The organism is Bacillus sp. Pc3, from assembly GCF_000815145.1.
Taxonomy (GTDB): domain Bacteria; phylum Bacillota; class Bacilli; order Bacillales; family Bacillaceae; genus Bacillus; species Bacillus velezensis.
Genome location: NZ_CP010406.1, coordinates 2,970,452 through 2,996,189 on the forward strand (window position 1 = coordinate 2,970,452; position 25,738 = coordinate 2,996,189).

Consider the following 25,738-nt stretch of genomic DNA (forward strand, 5'->3'; position numbering starts at 1 on the left):
TCTTGAATCATAATTGATAATGATAATCATTATCAATATAGAAAGGGAATGATAATATGGACGCATTGGGAATGAAAGGGAAAACAGCCGTTGTCACCGGCGCCGCTCAAGGCATCGGGGAAGCAACAGCGCTTGCCCTTGCTGAACAAGGCGTAAATGTGGCAGCTATAGATACAAATGAAGACCTGCTTCCCGGGCTTACTGACAGACTCCGGCAAAAAGGCGTGCAGGCGCAGGGGTTTGCCGCAGATGTATCTGACAGTGCGGCTGTCAATGATATCATCGCTGCCGTTGAACGTGATATGGGGCCTATTGAAATATTGGCGAACGTTGCGGGCGTGCTGCGGCCGGGTCCGGTGCAATCCCTCAGTGATGAAGATTGGGATCAAACATTTTCTGTTAATACGACCGGCGTATTTCATGTATCGCGTGCTGTAAGCCGGTACATGATTGAGCGTCAAAAAGGCGCCATCGTTACGGTCGGTTCGAATGCAGCCGGCGTTCCGCGTGCTTCCATGGCGGCTTATGCGGCGTCAAAAGCGGCTGCCGCCATGTTTACGAAATGCCTCGGACTGGAGCTTGCGGCCCATCATATCCGCTGCAACATCGTATCTCCGGGTTCAACGGAAACCGACATGCAGCGTGCGCTGTGGCGGGATGAAAACGGAGCACAGGACGTTATCAGAGGTTCGCTTGATACATATAAAACGGGAATTCCGCTTCAAAAGCTGGCAAAGCCTTCTGATATTGCAAATGCCGTTTTGTTTCTGGCCTCTGAACAGGCAAGCCATATCACGATGCATGATTTATGCGTGGATGGCGGCGCTACTTTAGGCGTTTGATGTAACGAGAAGGAGGGATAATCATGACAAATCAACATGTATTGACGGAAGTGTCTGCAAAAGAGGTGCTGGACGCTTACAAGCCCGGAGCGTTCTTTTTAGCTTCCCCGAAAAGTACGCTCCTTGCAGAAGGTGTGTTTGCAAAAGTGCCGGATGCAGACGCGGAGAATCAGCTGGACTCACTGCCTGAACGTGTGAGACAGACGCTTCTTGAGGCAAAGCAAGCCGGCATCAAACATCCGATTGCGGCCGGCGCCATTCCTTTTGACGGCAGAAAAGCTTCCCGGCTTTTTGTACCGAAGAATGTCCATACGGCAGGCCCGCTTTCGTTTGCGGAATCTTCCGCAGAAAAGCCGCAATCCAATACATATGACATCTGCCCTGTTCCGGAGCCTGAGGGCTTTATGAGCGGTGTGGAACAAGGCGTATTCAACATTACGGACGGTCCGCTCAGCAAAATCGTGCTGTCAAGGACGCTTCATCTGACCGCTGAAAAGGATATCGACATTCCTCAGGCCGTCAAGCATTTGGCGCAGCACAACCCGCGCGGCTATACATTCGCTGCCGATGTGACGGGAACGTCAGAAACAAGAAAAACGCTTTTCGGCGCAAGTCCTGAACTGCTGCTGTCCAAAAACGGAACATCGATTCTGTCCAATCCGCTGGCAGGTTCCAGACCTCGCAGCACAGATCCCGCCGAGGATCAGAGAAGAGCGGAAGAACTGCTGCAATCAGCAAAAGATCTGCATGAACATGCCGTAGTCGTGGCCGCCGTGGCCGCCGCCCTAAAACCGTTCTGCCGTGTGCTTGATGTGCCGGAAAAACCGTCACTCATTAAAACTGAGGCGATGTGGCACCTGTCCACTGAGGTAAAGGGAGAGCTGTGTGATCCGTCAACGACATCACTTGAGCTGGCCATCGCCCTGCATCCGACGCCCGCGGTATGCGGAACGCCGACGGATGCGGCGAGAGAAGCGATTCAGGATATTGAACCGTTTGACCGCAATTTCTACACGGGAATGGCGGGCTGGTGTGATGCTGAAGGCGACGGAGAATGGATTATCGCACTCCGCTGCGCCGAAGCGGAAACAAGGTCTCTCCGGCTCTTTGCGGGTGCCGGGATTGTCGCCGGATCAAAGCCGCAGGATGAATTGGACGAGACATCGGCGAAATTCCGCACTATGCTCCGGGCGATGGGGCTTTACCAAGATGAGTTGTAAAAAAGGAGGGAACGGATCGTGCTGACTGGATTTACGCCATGGCCGGAAGAATGGGCTGACAAATACCGAAAAGACGGCTGCTGGAAGGGTGAGACGTTCGGAGGAATGCTGAAAGAGCGCGCGGCTTTATACGGAAATCAAACTGCCGTGACGTGTAAAGATGTACATTGGACCTACAAAGAATTAGATGAAAGGGCCGATCGTTTGGCGGCGGGACTGCATAAGCTCGGAATTCAAAAGGAAGACCGCGTTGTCGTGCAGCTGCCGAATATCGCTGAGTTTTTTGAAGTGATTTTCGCGCTGTTCCGTCTCGGAGCACTGCCTGTTTTCGCGCTGCCTTCTCATAGAAGCAGTGAGATTACGTATTTCTGCGAGTTTGCAGAGGCGAAAGCATACATCATTCCTGATACGCATTCAGGTTTTGATTACAGGGCGCTGGCCAGACAGGTGAAAGACAAACTTCCGGATTTGGCGCATGTCATTGTGGCCGGCGAAGCTGAAGAGTTTCAGGAACTGAGCAGCCTGCATAGAGAGCCTGTTCAGCTGGAAGAGGTAAGCCCGGCGGAAGTCGCTTTTTTACAGCTTTCAGGAGGCAGTACGGGGCTGTCCAAGCTGATTCCGCGAACACACGACGATTACATATACAGTTTGCGCCTCAGCGCGGAAATATGCGGCTTGGATCATCACAGCGTTTATTTGGCCGCACTGCCGACAGCGCATAATTATCCGCTCAGCTCGCCGGGTGTGCTGGGAACTTTATATGCCGGAGGACGGGTTGTTCTGTCACCGACGCCGAGTCCGGATGACTGCTTCCCGTTAATTGAAAAAGAACGTGTCACGATTACAGCGCTCGTCCCGCCGCTTGCGATGGTGTGGATGGACGCATCCGGTTCGCGAAGTGATGATTTATCAAGCCTTCAAGTGCTGCAGGTGGGAGGCGCCAAATTCAGTGCTGAGGCGGCCCGCCGCGTAAAGAGCGCTTTCGGATGCACCCTTCAGCAGGTTTTCGGAATGGCGGAAGGATTGGTGAATTATACGAGACTGGATGATCCTGAAGAGATCATTGTCAATACGCAAGGCAGACCGATGTCACCTTTTGATGAGGTCAGGGTTTTAGACGATGACGGGCGGGATGTCGCCCCCGGTGAAGCGGGACATTTGTTTACACGCGGCCCTTACACGATTCGCGGATATTATAAAGCGCCTGAACATAATGAAAGATCATTCACAGCCGACGGATTTTATCAGACCGGCGATATCGTCAAACTGACGGCGGACGGCTATATCATCGTCGAAGGACGTGCGAAAGATCAAATCAATCGGGGCGGTGAAAAAATAGCCGCTGAGGAGGTGGAAAATCACCTTCTTGCGCACCCTGCCGTTCATGATGCGGCCATGGTTTCAATGCCGGATGATTTTCTCGGAGAGCGGTCCTGTGTGTTCGTCATTCCGAAAGGAGAAGCGCCGAAACCGGGAGAGCTGAAAGCGTTTTTACGGGAGCGCGGGCTGGCGGCATATAAAATCCCCGACCGGATTGAATTTATCGCTTCTTTCCCGAAAACCGGCGTCGGCAAGGTCAGTAAAAAGGATCTTCGCGAAACGATCGCCCAAAAAGTAAAGCCGGCTGAAATCAAACAATCTTAAAAAAAGGAAGTGTTTACATTGGCTATACCGTCTATTCCCGCATATGCGCTGCCGACAGCGTCAGATATGCCTGAAAATAAAGTATCGTGGACGCTGAATCCGAAACGCGCGGTGCTTCTGATCCATGACATGCAGAATTATTTCGTCGATGCTTTTGCGAAAGGTGAAGCTCCGATCACGGAGGCGGCTGAGAATATCAAAAAAATAAAAGAGCAATGCAAAGCACTCGGCATTCCGGTGGTGTATACCGCGCAGCCGGGCAGCCAAGACCCGGCGGACCGTGCGCTGCTGACGGATTTTTGGGGGCCGGGGCTAAAAAGCGGGCCTTATGAAGAAAAGGTCATTCCGGAGCTTGCACCGGATGATCAGGACATTGTCCTCACAAAGTGGAGATACAGCGCGTTTAAACGGACGAATCTCCTTGAGATCATGCGTGAAAGCGGCAGAGACCAGCTCATGATTACGGGAATTTATGCACACATCGGCTGTCTCGTCACAGCCTGTGAAGCATTTATGGATGATATCCAAAGCTTCTTTATCGGAGACGCCGTTGCTGATTTTTCTTCAGAAAAACATAAGATGGCCATCGAATATGCGTCTCAGCGCTGCGCTTACACGGCTTTGACAAACGAAGTGCTGGAGCTGCTGGGCGGCGCGCCGGTTTCTGAAGGAGAAGAGAAGACTTCCGCCGTATTGACAAAAGACCGGGTGCGTGAACAAATTGCGGCGATTCTTCAAGAATCACCGTCTGATATTCCGGATCATGAAGACCTGCTGGACAGAGGTCTTGACTCCGTCAGAATCATGAGCCTTGTCGAACAATGGCGCCGTGACGGAGCTGAAGTGACGTTTGTGGAACTGGCGGAGAACCCGACGCTGGAAGAGTGGTGGAGACTTCTTTCTTCCCGATCTCAAAAAGTCTTGCCGAACGCAGATTATTTATAAAGGGAGAGAATAGAATGCATGATACACAACAGCTGCCTCTGACAGGCGCACAGGCCGGTATCTGGTTTGCGCAGCAGCTTGATCCTGATAATCCGATTTACAATACAGGCGAGTACGTTGAGATAAACGGCGCGATCGATGTGAACATATTTAAAACCGCTCTCGAACGCGTGCTGACGGAAGCCGCGTCATTACACGCCCGCTTCGAGGAGGGGGCAGACGGGCCGAAGCAGATCATCAATCCTCCATTTGAAGCTGCGATCGATGTCATAGATGTGAGTTCAGAAGCTGATCCGAAGCAGGCCGCACTCAGACTCATGCAGACAGATTTGGCTGAGCCCGTTGATATGGCGGCCGGGCCTTTGTTCCGCGACATTTTATTTCAGGCGGGATCGGAACGCTTTTTCTGGTATCAGCGCATTCACCACATTGCGATAGACGGCTACGGTTTTTCTCTGCTGGCACGGCGTACGGCGCAAGTGTACACCGCAATACGGGAGGGACGTCCGGATAACGGGCGCTCCTTCGGTTCTTTGGAGGAGCTGGTAAAAGAAGAACAAGAGTACCGCGCGTCTGATCAATTCCTGAAAGATCGGGAATTTTGGATGGAGAAATTTGCGGATGAACCTGATGTCGTCAGTTTGGCAGAAAGAGCGCCGCGAACGTCAACACGTTTTCGGAGAAGCACGGCTTATCTTTCTGAAACGGCTTTACAGCATGTAAAAGCGATTCCGAACTGGCATGAAGCCGTCACGGCCGCAACGGCGGTATATGTCCACCGGATGACAAACGCAGGGGATATCGTGCTCGGTTTACCGATGATGGGGCGGATCGGCTCAATTTCACTGAATATTCCGAGTATGGTTATGAATCTTCTGCCTTTACGGCTTTCGCTCCGCCCGGATATGAATTTTCATGAGGCCGTCAGCCAAGTGGCAAAAGAAATCCGAAACATCCGGCGCCATCAGAAATACCGCCATGAAGACATGCGCCGCGACCTTAAATTGCTCGGAGAAAATCGCAGGCTGTTCGGCCCGCAAGTCAATGTGATGCCGTTTGACTACGCGCTTGATTTCGCCGGAGCGCCAGGGACCGTCCATAATTTATCAGCAGGACCCGTTGATGATTTGTCAATTAACGTTTACGACAGAGCGGACGGAAGCGGAATGCGTGTGGACTTTGATGCGAATCCGGAAGTGTACAGCGCCGAAGATATTGAAAACCATCAAAAACGATTCCTGCTTCTGTTGGAATCCGCTGTGAAAGACCAGACACAAAAAATCGGCACACTCAACCTTCTGCTTGAAAGTGAACGTCTCCGCGTACTGGAAAGCTGGAATGACACGCGCAAGGCCGAGAAGCAGAAAAGTCTGCCGGAGCTGTTTTACGAACAGGCCGTAAAAACACCGGACCGGCCGGCAATCATCACCGAAAACGAAGAGCTCAGCTATGCCGAATTGAACAAGCGCGTGAACCAGCTTGCCGGCATGCTAAAGGAAAAGGGGCTCGGACCGGAACAATTTGCCGCTTTGCTGCTTCCGCGGTCACAGGAGTTGGCCGTGAGCATGCTGGCCGTTTTGAAAACGGGAGCCGCATACCTGCCGCTTGATCCTGATTTTCCTTCTGAGCGAATCACATACATGCTCAAAGATGCACAGCCTGCATGCCTGATTACAACGATGGAATTATCCGGCCGCATGCCGGAAGACAGTGATGCAAAAAGGATCATTCTCGATGACCCGGATACGGTAAAAACCGTTGCTGTTCAAAATGCTGACTGTTCCGATCAGGCGGAATGTTCGCCTTTGCACCCCGCTTATGTCATCTATACATCGGGTTCAACGGGCAAACCGAAAGGCGTAGTCGTGACATTAAAAAGCGTAAGCAATTTCCTCTTATCCATGAGGGAAATGTTCCCGCTCGGCGCACAAGACCGCCTGCTTGCCGTTACGACTGCGGCGTTTGATATTTCCGGACTTGAGCTCTTCCTTCCGCTCATCAGCGGGGCGGGGTGCGTCATCGCACGTAAAGAGACGATTCAGGAACCGCGGGCGCTTGCGAACATGATTTACTCATACGGTATTTCAATCATGCAGGCAACGCCGACATTGTGGCATTCATTAGTCACCAATGAACCGGATTCACTCCGGGCGCTGCAGGTGCTTGTCGGAGGTGAGGCGCTTCCGAACGCGCTTTTGCATGCTCTGCTTGAATCAGGCTGTACGGTGACGAATCTGTACGGGCCGACTGAAACAACAATCTGGTCGGCCGCACAGCCGCTCGCAAAAGGCCTTACAGGGGCGCCTCCGATCGGAAAGCCGATTTGGAACACGCGGGTATACGTGCTGGACGCCGCATTGCAGCCAGTCCCGCCGGGAATTGCGGGCGAGCTTTATATAGCGGGCGAGGGGCTTGCCAGAGGTTATTATAATCGTCCTGATTTAACAGCTGAAAGATTCATTGCCGATCCGTACGGACCCGCGGGCGCGAGGATGTACCGGACGGGAGATCTCGTGCGCTGGCGTGAGGACGGCTCGCTTGATTATATCAGCAGAGCCGATCACCAAATTAAAATCCGCGGGTTCCGGATAGAATTAGGAGAAATTGAGTCAGTGCTGTCGAAATACCCGGGTATTTCGCAGGCCGCCGTCATTGTCCGTGAAGACCAGCCGGGAGATAAGCGGCTGGCGGCTTATGCTGTCGCGGATCAGCCCCTTGATATCGGCGGACTTCGTGAATATATGGGCGAAAGCCTGCCGGATTATATGGTGCCGGGCGCGTTTGTACAGCTGAAAGAATTGCCGCTGACGCCGAATAAGAAGCTCGATCGCAGCGCTCTGCCTGCACCTGATTTTTCCGCTGTCCTGTCTGACAGAGGGCCGCGGACGCCGCAGGAAGAAATATTATGCGATCTGTTTGCCGAAGTTCTCGGTCTCGCGCGGGTCGGAATTGATGACGGGTTCTTTGAATTGGGCGGACATTCGCTCTTAGCCGGACGCCTGATGAGCCGGGTCCGGGAGACGATGGGCGCAGAGCTTGGCATCGGCCGTCTGTTTGATACGCCGACCGTTGCCGGGCTCGCCGCACAGCTTGACACCGCAAAGAGTGCGCGGCCTAAGCTCAAGCCGTTTGACCGGCCGGAACACATCCCGCTGTCATTTGCGCAGCTGCGTCTTTGGTTTCTCTACTGTCTTGAAGGGCCGAGCCCGACTTACAACATTCCGGTGATTGTCCGCATGTCAGGCAAGCTTGACCAATCAGCGCTGAAACACGCCTTTTACGATGTTGTCAGCCGTCATGAAAGCCTGCGCACCGTTTTTCCGGAAAATAAGGGATCATCTCATCAGCTCATTTTACCTGCTGAAGAAGCCCGCCCTGTGTTTACAGTGACACAAGCAGACAAAAACGAGCTCCAAGACATGCTTGCCGCTGCGGCACGATACCGGTTTGATCTCGCTAAAGAGCCGGCCGTCCGGGCTGAGCTGTTTGATCTTGGTGATGGCGAATATACGCTGATGGTTCTCCTGCATCACATCGCAGGCGACGGCTGGTCCTTGAATCCGCTCATGCGTGACTTATCCATAGCCTATATCGCCCGGCAAACAGGTGAAAAAGCAGAATGGGCGCCGCTGGCGGTTCAATATGCGGATTATGCGCTTTGGCAGCAGCAGCTTTTAGGCAGCGCGTCTGATTCTGAGAGCTTAATTGCGCGCCAGCTGGATTTCTGGAAGAAAACGCTTGAAAATGTACCGGATCAGCTGGAGCTGCCGTCTGATTTTCCGCGTCCCGCTGAATCAAGCTACAGGGGCGGCGTCATTCCGGTCAACATCGGCCAAGAGCTTCATGCCCGTCTTCTCTCACTAGCCAGAAATCAGCGCGTAAGCCTGTTTATGGTGCTTCAATCAGGGCTTTCCGCACTGCTGACCCGGCTCGGGGCGGGAACCGATATTCCGATCGGCAGTCCGATAGCCGGCCGCAGTGATGACGCATTAGGAGACCTTGTGGGTATGTTCATTAATACACTCGTACTGAGAACCGATACCTCTGGCGATCCGAGCTTTTGTGAGCTTCTTGAAAGGGTCAGGGAAATGAATCTCGCAGCATATGAACATCAGGACGTGCCGTTTGAACGTCTCGTGGAAGAATTGAATCCGGTTCGCTCCCGGTCAAGACATCCGCTGTTCCAAGTGATGCTCGCATTCCAAAATACGCCCGATCCTGTACTCAGTCTTCCTGATATGGAAACAAGCCTGCAAATCAGCAGTGTCGGATCGTCCAAATTTGATTTGACGCTGGAATTGGCTGAACAGCGCCATGACGACGGCACGCCTGCCGGTATTGATGGCCTGCTGGAGTTCAGTACGGACTTATTCAGAAAAGAAACGGCTGAAGCACTTGCCGGACGCCTGCTTCTTTTGCTCGAAGATGCCGCATCACATCCGGATAAACCGATCGGAAGCTTAACCATTCTTTCTGATGAAGAGCGCCGGAAGCTTTTGCCGGTTAAACAGGCAAAACAGCATATTCAGCCTCGGCAGACACTGCCTGAACTGTTTGAAATACAGGCCGCCGCAAAATCGGATGAAACGGCGGCAGTATTTGAAGAGAGCGGACTCACTTATCAAGAGCTGAATGAAAGAGCCAATCAGCTCGCCCACATGATGATTGCCCGCGGCGTCGGCCCGGAGCAGTTTGTCGCACTGGCGCTGCCGCGTTCTTTAGATATGATTGTCGGGCTGTTAGCCGTCCTGAAGACGGGGGCAGCGTATTTGCCGCTTGATCCTGATTATCCCGCGGACCGCATCGCTTTTATGTTACATGATGCCAAGCCTGTATTTATGCTCACCAATCGTGAAGGCGCAAGTAAGCTCTCTGGCGAAAACGGCATGCCGGCCTTCATCCTGGATGATCCGCAGAATAAGGAAACACTTCGGCAATATGCCGTCACGAACCCTGAGAATGCCGACCGGATTCGTCCGCTGTCACCGCTTCACCCGGCCTATGTCATTTACACGTCGGGATCAACCGGTGTGCCGAAAGGTGTCATCATTCCGCACAGCAATGTTATCCGGCTGTTTGAGTCGACGCGGCATTGGTATCACTTTAATTCTGATGATGTGTGGACGATGTTTCACTCCTACGCTTTCGATTTCTCTGTCTGGGAAATATGGGGGCCGCTGCTTCACGGCGGACGTCTCGTCGTCGTGCCGCATGACATCAGCAGATCGCCGGAAGCGTTTCTACATCTCCTCGTGAAAGAGCGAGTGACCGTACTTAACCAAACGCCGTCAGCGTTTTACCAGCTGATGCATGCGGAAAAAGAACACAAAGAGCTGGGGCGTCAGCTCGCACTCAGATATATCATCTTCGGCGGCGAGGCGCTTGAGCTGAGCCGGCTTGAGGATTGGTACAGCCGCCACGCGGACAATCAGCCGGTGCTCGTGAATATGTACGGCATTACGGAAACGACGGTGCACGTCAGTTACCTTGAATTAGACAAAAACATTGCCGAACTGAGAGCAAACAGCCTCATCGGCTGCGGCATTCCTGATCTGAACGTATATGTGCTTGATGACCGGCTGGAGCCTGTGCCTCCGGGCATAACGGGCGAAATGTATGTTGCCGGAGGGGGCGTGGCGCGAGGCTACTTAGGGCGGCAAAGTCTGACCGCCGAACGCTTTGTGGCTGATCCGTACGGCCCGCCGGGAACGAGAATGTACCGGACGGGGGATTTAGCCCGTCTGCGGACGGACGGTTCTCTTGATTATATGGGCAGGGCGGACCACCAGATTAAAATCCGCGGCTTCCGGATTGAATTGGGAGAAATCGAAGCGGTTCTCGTCAAACATCCGGATGTCGAGGATGCCGCCGCAGTCGTCCGTGAAGACCGGCCGGGAGATAAACGGCTGGCCGCCTACCTTGTCCGATCTGCCGGCAGCACCTTGGACGCTGGGGACATCCGCCGGTTTGCCGAAGAAAGCCTGCCGGATTACATGATTCCGTCAGCTTTTGTCCAAATGAATGAACTGCCGCTGACACCGAATGGAAAGCTTGACCGAAAAGCGCTCCCTGCGCCTGACTTCCAAACGGAGGTCACCGGCCGGGGACCGAGAACGCCGCAGGAAGAAATGCTGTGTGAGCTGTTCGCAGAGGTGCTTCATCTGCCGCGTGTCGGTATTGATGACAGATTTTTTGATTTAGGCGGCCATTCTTTGCTTGCGGTTCATTTAATGAGCCGTATTCGGGAAGCGATGGGAGCCGAGCTCAGTATCGGAACATTATTTGAAGCTCCTACGGTGGCAAGCCTTGCTGAAAGACTTGAGTCAGGAACGGGCACAAGCGCGCTTGATGTTCTTCTTCCGCTCAGAACGGCAGGAGAAGAAACACCGTTGTTCTGTGTCCATCCGGCCGGCGGTCTCAGCTGGTGTTATGCCGGGCTGATGTCTTCTTTAGAGGCTGATTATCCGATATACGGCTTACAGGCGAGAGGCATCGGAAAAAAAGAACCGCTTCCGCAAAGCTTAGATGACATGGCGGCGGATTATATTGAAAAAATCCGCACCGTGCAGCCGAAAGGGCCGTACCGTCTGCTCGGCTGGTCTCTCGGAGGGAATGTCATTCAGGCCATGGCGACACAATTACAGAGCCGGGGCGAAGAGGTTTCGCTTTTGGTGATGCTTGACGCGTATCCGAATCATTTTCTGCCGATAAAAAATGCGCCTGATGACGAGGAAGCCGTCATTGCGCTGCTTGCCCTGGGAGGGTACGACCCGGACAGCCTCGGGGATCAGCCGCTTGATTTTGACACCGCGCTGACCATTCTCCGCCGTGAGGGGAGCGCATTAGCCAGCCTGGACGAGTCAGTGATGATGAATCTGAAAGACACGTACGTTAATTCTGTCGGGCTGTTAGGAACATACAAGCCGAAGCCGTTCCACGGAGATGTGCTGTTCTTCAGATCCACGATTATTCCGGAGTGGTTTGACCCGATTGAGCCGGATACTTGGAAACCGTATATTACGGGGAAAATCGAGCGGTATGACCTAGACTGCCGCCATAAAGATATGTGCCAGCCGGGCCCGCTTGCCGACATCGGCGCGATTCTGGCAGAGAAATTAAACGGACGGCGTACAGTCCGGTAAAGAAAGGAAAGAGATGATATGACAAATCCATTTGAACGGGAAGACGGTTCATACCATGTGCTCGTCAATGCTGAAGGCCAGTACTCACTGTGGCCGGCCTATCTGGATGTGCCGGACGGCTGGGAAACCCGCCTGACGAATGAAACCCGCCCCGTTTGTCTCGAATATATTGAAACAAACTGGCGTGATATGAGGCCGGAAAGCCTGAAACAGACCGAAGCCGCTAAAATGTAATAAGAAAAGCCTGCCGTTATCTCGGCAGGCTTTTTATGCGGACATCAGCCGTTAAGCTGTGTATGATCACAAAATGTATAAGGGTGGCCTTCTTCATCCGTGCACCATGACTGAGACAGAAAAGCCAAAAAGACCGCGGCCCACTGGTCTGCAAACTGGATTAAAATACCGCCGTCGTGCCACGTTCCGTTATCCTTCTTCCAGCGTGTATCAATTGGGTTTCCCTGATTCATATGAATATTATGCATGCCGTTTGTCGGCTTGAAACCGAAAATCTTATCAGCGCCCGGCTCCGGCCCGAATTTAGAGCCGTAAATATAGACGGTGGCTTTTTCTGATTTGGCTTTTTGCATGTACGTCTCAATAAAGTCATTTAAGTCATTATCCGGACCGGTGACTTCATGCGGGAGGGGCACCATGTTCCGGGGATCAAACAATCCGCCGCGGACATAATCCAGCGCCAGCTCACGGCTGGTTTCATCAATTGGGGTATATCCGTACGGAATGTTCGGCAGCAGGGTGATCGCGCTTGCGTCAAAATGATCGCGTGCCGCATACAGAACCTCTGATTCTTTTGAACTTGACATGACATTGATCGCACAGCGATAGCGCGTATCAGGCTCGCCTAGCACCTCGACTTGAAAATGCGGAGAATCATCATCTGTTTCCCTTTTCATATCTAACACAGTGCCTTTTAATACACCATAGTGCTGAACAGCCATATGAATCCTCCTTTTTCTTCCGGGATATGAATTGATATTCGAGACAGGGGGCCGTTTTTCCTTTTATGAGAAAGCAAAAAGGACAGCCCGCTGATCAGGCTGTCCTCTTCATATCTATTAAGCTTTTGCAGCCGAACCTTGCATTGCTTTTTCAGCAGGCACATAGTCATAGCCTAAGTCTTTGGCTACCGCTTCATACGTGACATGTCCGTTAGCCGTATTTAAGCCCGCTTTAAGCGCAGGGCTGTCTGCAATGGCTTGTGCCGCGCCTTTATTGGCGATTTGCAGCGCGTAAGGAACGGTTACATTCGTTAATGCGAGCGTAGACGTACGCGGTACGGCGCCCGGCATATTGGCGACAGCGTAGTGAACGACGCCGTGTTTTTCGTAAGTCGGATTATCGTGGGTTGTAATATGATCGACGGTTTCCACAATGCCGCCCTGATCGATGGCAACATCAACAATGACGGAACCCGGTTTCATTTGTTTAACCATTTCTTCCGTAACGAGAGTCGGCGCTTTGGCTCCCGGGATGAGCACGGCGCAGATCAGAAGATCCGCTTCCGCGACGGAATCTGCAATATTTACAGGGTTTGACATCAATGTTTTAATCTGATGCCCGAAAATATCATCAAGCTGACGCAGGCGGTCTGCGTTCAAATCGATCATTGTCACATCGGCACCGAGTCCGACAGCCATTTTCGCGGCATTTGTTCCGACACCGCCCCCTCCGATGATCGTGACTTTTCCGCGGGATACACCCGGTACGCCGGCTAATAAAATTCCTTTTCCGCCCTTTGGTTTTTCAAGAAACTGTGCCCCGATCTGCGCGGCCATTCTGCCGGCCACTTCGGACATCGGCGTAAGCAGCGGAAGGGAACGTCCGTCCGTTACCGTTTCGTACGCGATAGCTGTCACGCCTTTTTCTGTAAGCGCTTTAGCTAATTCCGGCTCTGCGGCTAAATGAAGGTAAGTGAACAAGACCAGACCTTGACGGAAATACGCATACTCTTCAGCCAGCGGTTCTTTTACCTTCATGACCATTTCCGCATCCCATACTTGCTTTCTGTCCTCCAGAATTTCCGCCCCTGCTGATACATAATCTTCATTTGTAAAGCCGCTTCCGAGTCCGGCTCCGGATTCCACAAGAACCCGATGGCCGTTTCCGATAAGCTGTGAAACGCCTCCAGGTGTTAATGCCACTCGATTTTCATTGTTTTTGATTTCTTTTGGAACCCCGATAATCATGTCTGTTTCCCCCAATGTTTGTGTGATGCTTCAAGTGTAGCGCGATTTTTGCGAAAATTCTTTGTTTGAAACAGAAAATAAAAAAACACGGATTTGTGAAATTTCACGAACCCATGCTGCGAAGTTTGATATCCAGGTAAATCGTAAACTTCTCATTCACATTTTTTAAGTCGATTTCTGCGATCTGGCTGATTCTTTTCAGCCTGTAATTCAATGTATTGACATGGATGTTAAGCGCTTTGGCGGCGGTGTTGACGTTGCTGTCGGCATCAATAAAATGTTCGAGCGTTTTTACCATATCGGCTTGGTGCTCCCTGTCATACTGCTCAAGCTTTGACAGGGAATAGTTCATATAGCCGCTGTGCTTGCGTTTTTCATCCAACACATCAAGGTACTGATAAATGCCGAGTTCAGAAAAGCTGAAAAGGTGTTTGGTTTCTCTCACAAACCGCTCTTTCGCTTTTAATACGGAGAGCGCTTCCTGATAAGATCGGTAAACGTAAGAAATCGATTCGTAAATACCGCCGATCGCAATCGACGCATCCTCAATTTTATATCGTTCCTTCAGCTGTTTTTGAATATGAAGAGCGAAGTGCTTTAAATCTTTAAAAGGCTGATCGGTTTTCGGCGCGGCTAATAAGATTAATTCATTTGAATCAACAGTCGCCAGCATGACATGAATCTGCTGTGTCGTTTCCTGCAAATATTGCAGCTGCTGTTCCGTCTTTTCAGTCAGCTCATCATGTAAACGGATGATCATGACGCTGAACACGGACGGCAGCGCCATTCCGAGCTTATGAAACCCTTCGGCCATCTCGGCTTCCTGATAGGTATGGCCGGTCAGCATTTTCCAAAAAAACTCCTGGCCCCGCTCTTCGATTTTCGTTTTGCGGATCTGCAGGTGCAAAAGCTTGTTCCGCACCGCTTTGGCGGCCAGCTGAAGTGTCTTCAGATCTTCGTCATTGAGCTTTTTTTTGATCTCAAGCGCCCAAATAAATCCGAGAACCTGGCTGTTTTTCCAGATGGAAATCGCCACGCGGTTGCTTAGGCCCACCTCGTCAATTTCTTTCACTTTAATCGGCTGGTCCGTTTTTAAAAGGGCCGGAATGGTTCCGTCTTTCCACAGTTTGTTGATGACTTTTTCCGGCACCCTCCGCCCGATAATCGTCGACGTCCGGGCCGGATCTGTACAATCGCTGTGCGTGCTGTATGCAAGCAGTTTATGATTAACGTCTTCTATTGTAATGGGGCATTGAAGAACTTCACTGATATGGTCGGCAACATCTTCAAGTCTGTCGAAACTGTACTTAAATGGATCCTTTGGATTGGTCATCTGTATCCCTACTTTTTCATAGCTTCATATCTTGATCTTACCATCTTGGTTTTCAGACTGAAAGGCATCTTTGCAGGGAAATAGACTAGGACAATAAGATCATTCAGTGAAAACGAAAATAATAAGAAAATCATACTATTTTATTTACAAAATGTGTAAATATGACGAAAAATCCAATATATCATAAGACTCATTTTGTAAAATTAAAACAGATTTGTTTGACTGTGCCGATTGGTTGTTTTTATAATAATGACGTTCAAAAAATAAGTGAATTAGCCCATATTTAGGCTGATGACACAGGAGGGTATAAGGAATATGTCTGGATTAATTCGTGTCACACCCGAAGAGCTAAGAGCGATGGCTAAGCAATATGGCGTTGAAAGTCAGGAAGTCATGAATCAGGTTGACCGCCTGAACCGCATGATTTCTGATTTGAAAGGCATGTGGGAAGGTGCTTCAAGTGAAGCATTCGCGGATCAATATGAGCAGCTGAAACCTTCATTTATTAAAATGTCTGAATTGCTTCAAGATGTGAATCATCAGCTCGATCAAACGGCAAATACGCTTGAGTCTACCGACCAAGATATCGCTAACCAAATTCGCGGATAATAAGATGAATGAAGAAACGGAGCGCCTGATTCAATCAAGAAGACGGCGCTCTTTCTATGTAAGGGTGATATGAATATGTATATCGATATTACAATAGATTTAACACATTATAACGGCAGTGTCTTCGATCTCAGATTGTCAGATTACCATTCTGTGAAAAAAGTCATTGATATTGCCCGGCAGGCTCAGCATGTATCCGTTCCGCCGCGTGAAGGCTATTGGATCAGAGTGGTCAATAAAGAAACGGTTTTTTCCGGAGAACAAAAGCTATCTGACTGCGGCATTACGAACGGAGACCGCCTTGAAATTTTATGAAAGGACATGGTGGAATGACAGGTCATAACAGATCTTATTTAGAAACAGAATTAGACGCCGTCCGGGAAGAAACCGAATCAGGCTTCACGTTCACCTTCCAGCGGGAAAAAATCAAGCTTCTTGACGGGCTGGAAGCGAATGTGATTAAAGATGCCGATCCTTTTTTTCAAAAAGAGGTCTCAGTTTCAGAAGACGAAGTAACCATCACAATCAAACCTCCTTCTTCTTATCAGGCTTTCCGCTATATAAAAGGAAAAGATAAAAAAAGCAGGTGGCAATTTGCCTACCGTCTCGTCCAAGCCGTGAAACAGCATAAGCTGAAACGTCTCAATCTGATTGCCGCCCCTGAAAATATCGTGTTTGATAAAGCGCTGACGCCTTACTTTCTTCATTACGGCGTAAAGGAGAGCCTTCCGCCTTATGAGGAAGATAGAGAAAGGGTGTTAAAAGAGCTCAAAGCCTGTGCGGCGCTTGCGGCTGACGGGGCGTACACCTTCGATGAATATTTGAAGTACAAGGAGACGCTTCATTTCTCTCCTGAGGTGAAAAGCGTGTTAGAGGCGGAGACGATTAAAGAACTGGAAGAAGCCATTCAAACCGAAATTGATTCCCTCGAAGAAAGGGACAAGACATACATAAAACTGCCGAAAAAGAAATGGAAAATCCAAAGATACGCCGGTCTGGCGCTTGCCGTCCTCCTTGTGCCGGCACTTCTTTACTCCTTATACGTTCTGTTTTTCGCCCAGCCGAAGCAAGAGGCAATTACGGAAAGCAACCGCTATTTTTTAAATCAGCAGTACAGCAAAGTCATTGACACACTCGCTAAATACGATGCGGAAAGCCTCCCGGAATCTGTGCAGTACGAGCTTGCTTCCTCTTATGTGGCAGTTGAAAATCTGAGGGAAGAACAGCGGAAAAACATCGGGAATCTGGTCACGCTGCAATCAGACCCGAAGCACTTCCTTTATTGGATTGATATCGGCAGAGGGGAAAATGAAGAAGCCATCAAAATCGGCCGCAATCTTGAGTACAACCCGTACATCTGGCTCGGACTTACAAAATATAAACAGCAATTATTAGCAGATGACAGTATGAAAGACGACGAAAAGCAGAAAGAACTGGACGCCGTGGAAAGCGAGCTTGCGAAGGCGAAAAAAGAGGCGGAGGAACAGCATAAAGAAGCGGAGGAAAACAGTGACACCGCCGAAGCTTCCGCCGGACAGGATGAAAGCAAACAAGACAAAGCGAAAGATAACAAAGAGAACGACAAGAAAGATGAGAAAAAAGATGAAAAAAAATAACAGCACACATCAAATGGCCGCATGTAACGATCAGGCTGTCAGGAGGTTCGCCATATGAGTCTGTTATGGGTCTTTTACCGAGAGCACGTACAAAAGGTTCAGCTGTCTGAACTCCCGCCCTCTCAGCCGATTACGATCGGTCCGGATATGAAAGATACAATCACGGTCGGCACACTTCCGTTACGGCAAAACGCCGCAACCCTTTATCGGAAAGAAACAGATCGTTATGATGTTTTCCTGGGAAATAACTGTGCCGGCGAATTGACAATAGGAAATGAAATGCCCTGCCGGATTGAAGAAGAGACGATGCGGCTTCTGCTCACCCCTGACCAGGAAGAATCCTCCGTTTATTTTATCGGCGGGAAGGATGAGATCGTTTTCTCATCAGAAACAGAGGAAGCGGATATATACAAAGAGCCGTCCTCCGCTCAAACAGGGGCTTTTTATCTGCGAAAGTCGGGAGGATGCTGGTCTGTCGTCCCTGATGGCCAGGAAGTTTATGTGAACGGAAAGCTTGCAGAAGCTCCCGAAAGGCTCCGGACGGGAGATGAGCTGATGTGGAATTTTCTGCGTGTGAGGCTGACGGAGGACGACCTTTTAGAAATCGTTCATCACGAAAAGCTTCAAGCCGGTTTAACCAAAACGGTAAAACCAAGCACCGAAATGAAAAAGAAATACCCGCAATATCGTAGAACGCCGCGCATGGTCTACGATCTTCCCGAAGACCGCGTTTCATTCAGCTTTCCCTCGCAGGAAAGCGAACAGAATAACCGGGGGCTGTGGCTCGTCATTCTGCCTCCTGTGGTCATGCTGATTGTAATGGGGGTTGTCGCCATTATACAGCCGAGGGGCATATTCATCCTTGTCTCTTTGGCGATGTTTATGATGACTCTCATTACGTCCACCGTGCAGTATTTCCGTGAAAAAAACCAGCGGAAAAAACGGGAGGAAAAACGGGAGCGTGTGTACAAGCAGTATTTAGAAAGCAAACGGAAAGAGCTTCAGACGCTGTCGGAAAAACAGCTGCAAGTGCTGACGCATCATTTTCCCCCGTTTGAAAAAATGAAATATTTAACTTCTGAAATCAGCGGCCGCATTTGGGAGAAATCGCTGGAAAGCAGGGATTTTCTGATGCTTCGGCTCGGAACGGGCACGGTCCCGTCAAGCTACGAGATTTCAATGAGCGGCGGAGACCTGGCGAACCGTGATGTGGATGACTTGATGGAGCAGTCGCAGCACATGCAGCGTGTGTATAAAGATATCCGCCATGCGCCCGTGACCGTTGATTTACAAGAAGGTCCGATGGGGCTTGTCGGGAAACCTCAGATCGTCAAAAATGAAATTCACCAGCTGATCGGCCAGCTCGCGTTCTTCAACAGCTACCATGACCTGCGATTTGTCTTTATCTTTCATGAGGACGAATATAAGGAATGGGAATGGATGAAGTGGCTGCCGCAATTTCAGCTGCCTCATATGTATGCGAAAGGATTTATTTACAATGAACAGACCCGCGATCAATTGTTATCGTCCATTTACGAGCTGCTGCGGGAGCGGGATTTGGAAGAGGATAAAGAAAAAAAGATCTTTCAGCCGCATTTTGTCTTTGTCATCACAAATCAGCAGCTGATCGCAGAGCACGTCATTTTAGAATACATTGAAGGCCGGCATGAGCATCTCGGCATCTCGGCAATCATCGCCGCAGAAACGAAGGAAAGCCTGGCAGAAAACATTCACACCCTCGTCCGCTACATTAATGAAGATGAGGGAGACATTCTCATTCAGCAGAAAAAAGCGGTGCAGATCCCGTTTAAGCTGGACAGGCATGAACGGACAACCAACGAGCGGTTTTCCCGGACGCTTCGGACATTGCACCATCAGGTCGGAATGACGAATTCCATTCCTGAAACGGTCACATTTCTCGAGCTGTTTCATGCGAAGGAAGTAAAAGAAATCGGCATCAGGCAGAAGTGGGAGACAAGTGAGTCTGCAAAATCGCTGGCTGTTCCGATCGGCTATAAAGGAAAAGACGACATCGTCTATTTAAACCTGCATGAAAAAGCGCACGGGCCGCACGGATTGCTGGCGGGAACGACCGGCTCCGGGAAAAGTGAATTTCTGCAAACGTATATCCTGTCATTGGCCGTTCACTTTCACCCGCATGAAGCGGCGTTTTTGCTGATTGACTATAAGGGCGGAGGAATGGCGCAGCCGTTCCGCAAGATGCCGCACCTTCTCGGGACGATCACGAATATTGAAGGAAGCAGAAACTTCAGTATCAGGGCGCTTGCATCCATTAAGAGCGAGCTGAAAAAACGGCAGCGGCTCTTTGATCAATATCGCGTCAATCATATCAATGATTATACAAAGCTGTATAAACAGGGAGAAACGGATATTCCGATGCCGCACCTGTTTTTGATTTCAGATGAATTCGCCGAGCTGAAAAGCGAAGAGCCTGACTTTATCAGGGAGCTTGTCAGCGCGGCCCGCATCGGACGGAGCCTTGGTGTGCATTTAATTCTCGCCACGCAAAAGCCGGGCGGCATCATTGACGACCAAATATGGAGCAACTCACGCTTTAAGGTCGCGCTGAAAGTGCAGGATGCAAGTGACAGTAAAGAAATCCTGAAAAACAGTGATGCGGCGAATATTACGGTCACCGGACGCGGCTACTTGCAAGTCGGAAATAACGAAGTGTATGAGCAGTTCCAGTCTGCCTGGAGCGGCGCCCCTTACATGGAAGATGTATACGGCACCGAGGATGACATTGCTATCGTTACCGATACCGGCTTAATTCCGCTGTCTGAGGTGGATGCGGATGATGCGGCGAAAAAAGACGCCCCGGCAGAAATAGAAGCCGTAGTCGAAGAAATCGAGCGGATTCAAAATGAAATGGGCATTGAAAAGCTGCCGAGTCCGTGGCTTCCGCCGCTTGCCGAACGTATCCCGCGCACGCTTTACCCCGCGCAGGAAAAAGACCGCTTCTTCATCGCCTGCGTTGATGAGCCTGATCAGCAAAGACAGGCGCCTCTCGCTTACACGATGATGGATGACGGCAACATCGGCATTTTCGGCTCATCCGGCTACGGCAAGTCAGTGGCTGCCATCACCTTCCTGATGAACTTCGCGGAAGGATACACGCCGGAAGAGCTTCATATGTACATCTTTGACTTCGGAAACGGCACGCTTCTGCCATTGGCAAAGCTTCCGCACACCGCAGACTATTTCTTAATGGATCAAATGAGAAAGATCGAAAAATTCATGATCCGCATCAAGGAAGAAATCGAGCGGCGGAAACGGCTGTTCAGGGAAAAAGAAGTCAGCCATATCAAAATGTACAATTCGCTCAGTGAAGAAGAGCTGCCGTTTATATTTATCACAATTGACAATTTCGACATCGTCAAAGATGAAATGCATGAATTAGAAACGGAATTTATCCAGATTTCACGCGACGGGCAAAGCTTAGGTATTTACTTCCTGCTGACCGCAACGAGGGTAAACGCCGTCCGCCAGTCGCTGTTAAACAATATAAAAACGAAAGTCGTCCATTATTTAATGGATCAGTCAGAAGGATACTCCATTTACGGGCGTCCGCCGTTCAGTCTCGAACCGATCCCGGGCCGCGTCATGATCCAAAAAGAAGAACTGTATTTCGCGCAAATGTTTCTTCCGGCTGAAGCGGAAAATGACCTCGAGATGTTCCAGACGCTGAAAGCCGATGTCAAAGCTTTAGCTGAGCGCCACGCCGGAACAGCCGGCCCAGACCCGATTCCGATGCTTCCGGATATGCTGACGGCCGGCGAATTTTCACTCCGTCTCGGCCCGGAACAAGAACCGTTCCGCATTCCTGTCGGGCTTCATGAGGAAAAGGTCAGCCCTGTGTACTTTGATCTGGGTAAAAATAAACATTGTCTCATTTTGGGCCAGACACAGCGTGGAAAAACAAATATCCTGAAAGTGATGCTGAATCACCTGCTGCGTGAAGGTACGGAACGGGTCGGGCTGTTTGACTCGATTGACCGCGGACTGTCGCAGTATGCGCAGGAAACAAAGGTCAGCTATCTGGACACAAAAGAAGACGTCCGGCAGTGGATCGAAACGGCAGAAGCCATTTTCACGGAGCGCGAAGCTCAGTATACGCAGGCCGTCAAAAATGGCGATGTGCACAAACTCAGTTTCTCTCCGGTCGTGTTAATGGCCGACGGCATTACAAGATTCCAGCAGACGATCGACACCGCCATACAGGACAAGCTGGCTATGTTTATGAAATCTTACGCGCATGTGGGCTTCAGTTTTATCCCGGCGGGCAATCACAGCGAATTCTCAAAAGGCTATGATTCCTTAACGACGGAAATGAAACAGATCCGCCACGCAATGCTGCTTGTGAAAAAATCCGAACAAAATGTCATTCCGCTGCCTTACCAAAGGCAGGAACCGGACATTCAGCCGGGCTTCGGTTATTTGGTTGAAAACGGGAAGGAGCAAAAAATCCAAATACCTTTATGTTCAGCGGAAAGGGAGGCCGTCAGATGACCGAACAACGAAAAAGCCTGATCAAATTAATAGCCGCGGTCGTCATCATTCTGCTGCTGCCGGTGCTGTTTTTCCGGTTTATCGGCGATGACCCGGGAAAACAAAAAATCAACGCCACCCGTCAAATCGCAGTCGTGAATGAAGATATGGGCTTACAAACAGATGAAAATGAGGAAGAGGAATCCGTCCATTTCGGCAAAGAAGTAGCGGCCGCTCTCGGCGGCCGTCCGGATTATTCATGGACGGTTGTCAACAGGAGCGCGGCTGAAAACGGTCTGGCAGCTAAGAAGTATGACGCCGTCGTTTACATTCCATCCGATTTTTCAAAAGACATCTTAAGCTATGACAAGGAGCGTCCGCAAAAAGCCACGCTGACATTCAATATTCAAAGCAACCTGAACGCCGTCAACAAAGAAAAAGTGCAGCGTGAGCTTGAAGACGCCCAAAAATCAATGAATAAAAAAATGTCGGCATTATATTGGAATTTCGTCTCACAAAAAGTGAACAATGTCCGAGGCGATTTTGACAAGATCGTCAATAAAGAATCAGAGTTTCAAAACGTCATGTACAACTTTTACAAGCCGAGCTCCAATGACTTGGCAGGTGAAATCAAACGGCAAAAAGACCTGATTGACGAACTGAAAAAATCAATGAATGAAGCGCAGGGCGCGGCAAAAGAAAAACTGACTTCGGCAGATGAAGCCAAAACCACGCTCAAAGACTTTGCCGACACGGTCGAGCGCTACAAACAATATCAAGAAAATCAGAAAAAACTGCTGATGGCCGCGCAGGAACAAAATCAAAAGCAAATCACAACCGGATTGAACGCCATTAAAGCACAGCAGGCCGCCAACCAGTTCAGCACGATGATGAGCGGGCTCTCTTCAGGAATAAATCGGGCGCAGACACAGCTTGACCAGACGGGATCGGCTCTTTTTGCCGCCCAACAGGTGAGAGAAGCGCAGGTTCCTGATCAGGAACGCGGGATGGCGAATATTCAATCCAATTTACTGGACAATTATTTGACTCAATATAAAGCGCAAGCAAGATTTGAAACATTGAACAGCATTCAAACCCTTATGAAAAGGGATCGGCCGGCATTAACCGTTCCGGAAAAGGACCCGGGTGATGACGGCTCGGATGAACCGAAAGAAGAAGAAAAACCGGAAGAAGAAAAACCCGGCGATCTGAAAATTGACCTTGACGATCAGCGTGAAGAATTAAAACGCATCTCCGCTGAAATCAATCACATTTCTGACGGATTAAAAGAACCGGAAAAAGAAAAACCGGAACCGGAAAAACCGGGCCAAGGCGATGACGGTGAAAACTCCGGCGATACCGATCCGAATAACGGAACGAATCCCGGAGAAGACGGAAAAACGGAAGACGGCACAAAAGAAGAGCAGCCTGCTTCCGATAACACAGGCGATCAGGAGCCAAAAACCGTCCAGACCTCGACAGCCGCTGAAAACGTCACTCCGCCTGCTGATGAGCCGGCGGACGATCCGAACGATTCTGAAGGGGACGGCGGCACGGACATATCTGAGGCAAAAGAAAGGCTGAACCAAGCCGCAGAACGCATTCAGCAAATTGAAAAAGAGCTGGAAGAGAAACAGCAGACTCATAATGAAGAACTGAAAAAACGTCTCGATGCTCTTGATGAAGAAATCCAAGGCCTTAAAGACCAGATTGATGACGTCAAAAAACGCGCAGAAAAATTAAAGAAAAAGCTGGAAGAATCAGAAGAAACGAGAAAACAAGACTTCAATACCGTTTACAGAATGATTGTAAGAACAGAACAGAACATTCTGAACTACCCGTCATTGGATAGCGGCCGCAAATCTGCTCTTGAACAGATGTTTGCCGCTGACATCAATACAAAAAAGATATCCGATTTAATGAGTTACTATAATGATTTATCCCTGTATGAGGCGACACTCTATCACTCTCTTGACGCGGGCTCGCTGCCTGATGTGAAAAACCGGGTGCTGAAAGCCCAGCAAGGTGAAGTCCAAACCGTTCTCGCCATCAAACCGGAAGAAACGGCAAGCTGGGAAAATCTGAAAAACAACAAAATGCAGACAGACGAAGACATCAGCAATTTCATTAAAGGCATGACCGAATTCTCGGATAACTACAGCTCGTATATCAGAGATGAACAAGCCGGGGTGCTCAATGAGCTCGCCAGCATTTCAGACAGCGCGGCGAAAGCATCCGATCAGCTGGCTGAAGGCGCTGTGCAGGAAGCGGCCGCGTTCAGCGGAGACGGATTAACCGGAACGATGGCGCTCGGCGCTCAGGATACCGTCGGCCGTGAAGTCCTGCAAATGTCTGACACGATGGGCCATCTGTCAGAACGCCAGTCCGGCATCATCAGCTATACCGACAATATGCAGCAAAGCGTAAATGACGTCCAGCAGAAAGCGGACACCTTGAACAGCAACTGGGGCAAAAACGTCAATTCCACGAAATTGATCAGAAATGACGTGTACGGCATTTTAGGGAACGCGCTTGTTGACGGACAGGAAAACGGCTATGTTTACGATTATCTCGCCAACCCGCTTAAAATCAGCGGAGAGGTGCCGGAAGACCGGGTTCAGAATGTTCCGCCGGTCGTCATTTTGGTGATCGTCCTGATCAGCAGTCTTCTGATCGGCTATTTCAGCTCGTATTATCAGCAGGCGCCGCTTCTTGTCAAAGGCGCGCTCTTTGGGATTTTAAACATTATGGTCGGATTGATGATCAGTCTGTTCGGTCTGAATATCTACTCGCTTCCGGACGATCAGACGATTAAATGGTCAGTCTTTACGATTCTCCTGCTTGCGGCGAGTTCAGCTTTTATCCGGGCAGCCTTTGTCTTCGGCTCGATTACCGGATGGATCGCATCATCAGCGCTCATTCTCTTTTATGTGGCGCCTTTGATCGACCTGATTATGCCGAACTTCACCTTTGACAGTCCGGTTTCGAAAGTCTATATCGATATTCAATACGGAACGGGCCATCTGTTTGCGATGGGGGTAACGGTTCTTGCGATCATTACGCTGATTGCGGCGGCGCTTCCGCTCGTCATTCGGCTGTTTGCGGAAAAAACGGAGGAAAGTGATCAGTCTTATGAGGCGTAACATGTTCATGGAAAAAGGATTGCTGCTGTTTGCTCTCTCCTTTTTCCTTTTCCTTCCCCAAGCCGCAGCCGCGAATGAGGAAAATACTGATGTCAAGCCGAATGAATATGAAAAGAAAGACATTGAAATTCGTACGGATTACCTGCACGACGATGCCTACTCCGAGGAAAAAACGGCGCTTCCGAAAGAACAGAAGGATATCATGTTTGATCAGCCGGCCGAAAACCCGGATGACAAACTGATATCAAATTTGTTTACATCGTCAGACACGGAGCCGAATACGATCAAAGCGCAATCGAAAAAACTGGGTATCACGTTTGCCGAGCCGGCGGTGCGGCATACCTCGGCAGATATGGAAACGGAAGAGAAAAAGACTTCTTATCTGCTTCCTGTTATTTATGCCGTCTTGATCCTCCTCGGGATTGCGGCGATGATCTATCTGATCCCGAAAGTCACGGCGCAGGAAAAGGCAAGGCGGTAAACGGATCGCTTGTGTTTGCGGGAAGACAGCCCGTAAAATAAGAAAAAAAG

Annotated in this window: 15 protein-coding genes; 12 read left to right on the forward strand and 3 right to left on the reverse strand. The window is 50.1% G+C overall.

The window, feature by feature from the left end; all coding sequences use genetic code 11:
* Nucleotides 1–56 precede the first annotated feature (56 nt).
* The 6 genes from SB24_RS14200 to SB24_RS14225 are packed head-to-tail and all read left to right on the forward strand — an operon-like array spanning nt 57 to nt 12,027.
* Nucleotides 57–842, forward strand: a complete 786-nt coding sequence (locus SB24_RS14200; protein WP_039254030.1) for a 2,3-dihydro-2,3-dihydroxybenzoate dehydrogenase — start codon at nt 57–59, stop codon at nt 840–842.
* A gap of 23 nt (nt 843–865) precedes the next feature.
* Nucleotides 866–2,062 carry an isochorismate synthase DhbC gene (gene dhbC, locus SB24_RS14205; RefSeq protein ID WP_039254033.1) on the forward strand — a complete coding sequence of 399 codons (1,197 nt, stop codon included), beginning with the start codon at nt 866–868 and terminating at the stop codon, nt 2,060–2,062.
* Nucleotides 2,063–2,080: 18 nt separating this feature from the next.
* Entirely contained in the window at nt 2,081–3,706 is a 1,626-nt protein-coding gene (locus tag SB24_RS14210) for a (2,3-dihydroxybenzoyl)adenylate synthase (RefSeq protein WP_031378404.1), read from the forward strand.
* A gap of 18 nt (nt 3,707–3,724) precedes the next feature.
* Nucleotides 3,725–4,651 (forward strand): isochorismatase, encoded by a 927-nt coding sequence (locus tag SB24_RS14215; RefSeq protein ID WP_033574909.1) that lies wholly within the window; start codon nt 3,725–3,727, stop codon nt 4,649–4,651.
* A gap of 14 nt (nt 4,652–4,665) precedes the next feature.
* The gene (locus tag SB24_RS14220) at nt 4,666–11,793 is read left to right on the forward strand and encodes an amino acid adenylation domain-containing protein (protein WP_039254036.1); all 7,128 of its coding nucleotides are present in this window, start codon (nt 4,666–4,668) and stop codon (nt 11,791–11,793) included.
* 18 nt (nt 11,794–11,811) lie between these two features.
* Nucleotides 11,812–12,027 carry an MbtH family protein gene (locus tag SB24_RS14225; RefSeq protein ID WP_039254037.1) on the forward strand — a complete coding sequence of 72 codons (216 nt, stop codon included), beginning with the start codon at nt 11,812–11,814 and terminating at the stop codon, nt 12,025–12,027.
* Between the two features lie 44 nt (nt 12,028–12,071).
* Here the strand turns inward: SB24_RS14225 and SB24_RS14230 are convergent, their stop codons facing one another.
* The 3 genes from SB24_RS14230 to SB24_RS14240 all read right to left on the reverse strand — a co-directional run bounded on the left by SB24_RS14230 (nt 12,072) and on the right by SB24_RS14240 (nt 15,330).
* Entirely contained in the window at nt 12,072–12,749 is a 678-nt protein-coding gene (locus SB24_RS14230) for a YukJ family protein (RefSeq protein WP_039254039.1), read from the reverse strand.
* 117 nt (nt 12,750–12,866) lie between these two features.
* Nucleotides 12,867–13,997, reverse strand: a complete 1,131-nt coding sequence (gene ald / locus SB24_RS14235) for an alanine dehydrogenase (RefSeq protein ID WP_003152011.1) — start codon at nt 13,995–13,997, stop codon at nt 12,867–12,869.
* 103 nt (nt 13,998–14,100) lie between these two features.
* Nucleotides 14,101–15,330 (reverse strand): sporulation transcriptional activator AdeR, encoded by a 1,230-nt coding sequence (locus SB24_RS14240; protein WP_039254041.1) that lies wholly within the window; start codon nt 15,328–15,330, stop codon nt 14,101–14,103.
* A gap of 315 nt (nt 15,331–15,645) precedes the next feature.
* Between SB24_RS14240 and SB24_RS14245 the strand changes: the two genes are divergently transcribed.
* The 6 genes from SB24_RS14245 (at nt 15,646) to essA (ending at nt 25,688) form a co-directional block, all read left to right on the forward strand.
* Nucleotides 15,646–15,939, forward strand: a complete 294-nt coding sequence (locus SB24_RS14245) for a WXG100 family type VII secretion target (protein ID WP_003152013.1) — start codon at nt 15,646–15,648, stop codon at nt 15,937–15,939.
* Nucleotides 15,940–16,014: 75 nt separating this feature from the next.
* Nucleotides 16,015–16,254, forward strand: coding sequence for an ESX secretion system protein YukD (locus SB24_RS14250; protein WP_003152015.1), 240 nt, complete (start codon nt 16,015–16,017; stop codon nt 16,252–16,254).
* Between the two features lie 14 nt (nt 16,255–16,268).
* On the forward strand, nt 16,269–17,555 hold the full coding sequence (essB, locus tag SB24_RS14255; RefSeq protein WP_039255050.1) for a type VII secretion protein EssB: 1,287 nt from the start codon (nt 16,269–16,271) through the stop codon (nt 17,553–17,555).
* Nucleotides 17,556–17,609: 54 nt separating this feature from the next.
* Nucleotides 17,610–22,085, forward strand: a complete 4,476-nt coding sequence (gene essC, locus SB24_RS14260; RefSeq protein WP_039254043.1) for a type VII secretion protein EssC — start codon at nt 17,610–17,612, stop codon at nt 22,083–22,085.
* Complete coding sequence (gene esaA, locus SB24_RS14265) at nt 22,082–25,207, forward strand: type VII secretion protein EsaA (protein ID WP_039254044.1); 3,126 nt, start codon at nt 22,082–22,084, stop codon at nt 25,205–25,207. Before essC ends, esaA begins: the two co-directional genes overlap by 4 nt.
* Before the next feature lie 7 nt (nt 25,208–25,214).
* Nucleotides 25,215–25,688 carry a type VII secretion protein EssA gene (essA, locus tag SB24_RS14270; RefSeq protein ID WP_039255053.1) on the forward strand — a complete coding sequence of 158 codons (474 nt, stop codon included), beginning with the start codon at nt 25,215–25,217 and terminating at the stop codon, nt 25,686–25,688.
* Nucleotides 25,689–25,738 lie beyond the last annotated feature (50 nt).

Bases quoted from the DNA above. Each gene is read 5' to 3' on its own strand.
- SB24_RS14240 (WP_039254041.1), bottom strand. From the start codon at position 15,330: ATGACCAATCCAAAGGATCCATTTAAGTACAGTTTCGACAGACTTGAA.
- SB24_RS14230 (WP_039254039.1), bottom strand. From the start codon at position 12,749: ATGGCTGTTCAGCACTATGGTGTATTAAAAGGCACTGTGTTAGATATG.
- essA (WP_039255053.1), top strand. From the start codon at position 25,215: ATGGAAAAAGGATTGCTGCTGTTTGCTCTCTCCTTTTTCCTTTTCCTT.
- SB24_RS14225 (WP_039254037.1), top strand. From the start codon at position 11,812: ATGACAAATCCATTTGAACGGGAAGACGGTTCATACCATGTGCTCGTC.
- SB24_RS14250 (WP_003152015.1), top strand. From the start codon at position 16,015: ATGTATATCGATATTACAATAGATTTAACACATTATAACGGCAGTGTC.
- essC (WP_039254043.1), top strand. From the start codon at position 17,610: ATGAGTCTGTTATGGGTCTTTTACCGAGAGCACGTACAAAAGGTTCAG.
- SB24_RS14220 (WP_039254036.1), top strand. From the start codon at position 4,666: ATGCATGATACACAACAGCTGCCTCTGACAGGCGCACAGGCCGGTATC.
- SB24_RS14245 (WP_003152013.1), top strand. From the start codon at position 15,646: ATGTCTGGATTAATTCGTGTCACACCCGAAGAGCTAAGAGCGATGGCT.
- SB24_RS14200 (WP_039254030.1), top strand. From the start codon at position 57: ATGGACGCATTGGGAATGAAAGGGAAAACAGCCGTTGTCACCGGCGCC.
- essB (WP_039255050.1), top strand. From the start codon at position 16,269: ATGACAGGTCATAACAGATCTTATTTAGAAACAGAATTAGACGCCGTC.
- ald (WP_003152011.1), bottom strand. From the start codon at position 13,997: ATGATTATCGGGGTTCCAAAAGAAATCAAAAACAATGAAAATCGAGTG.
- dhbC (WP_039254033.1), top strand. From the start codon at position 866: ATGACAAATCAACATGTATTGACGGAAGTGTCTGCAAAAGAGGTGCTG.
- esaA (WP_039254044.1), top strand. From the start codon at position 22,082: ATGACCGAACAACGAAAAAGCCTGATCAAATTAATAGCCGCGGTCGTC.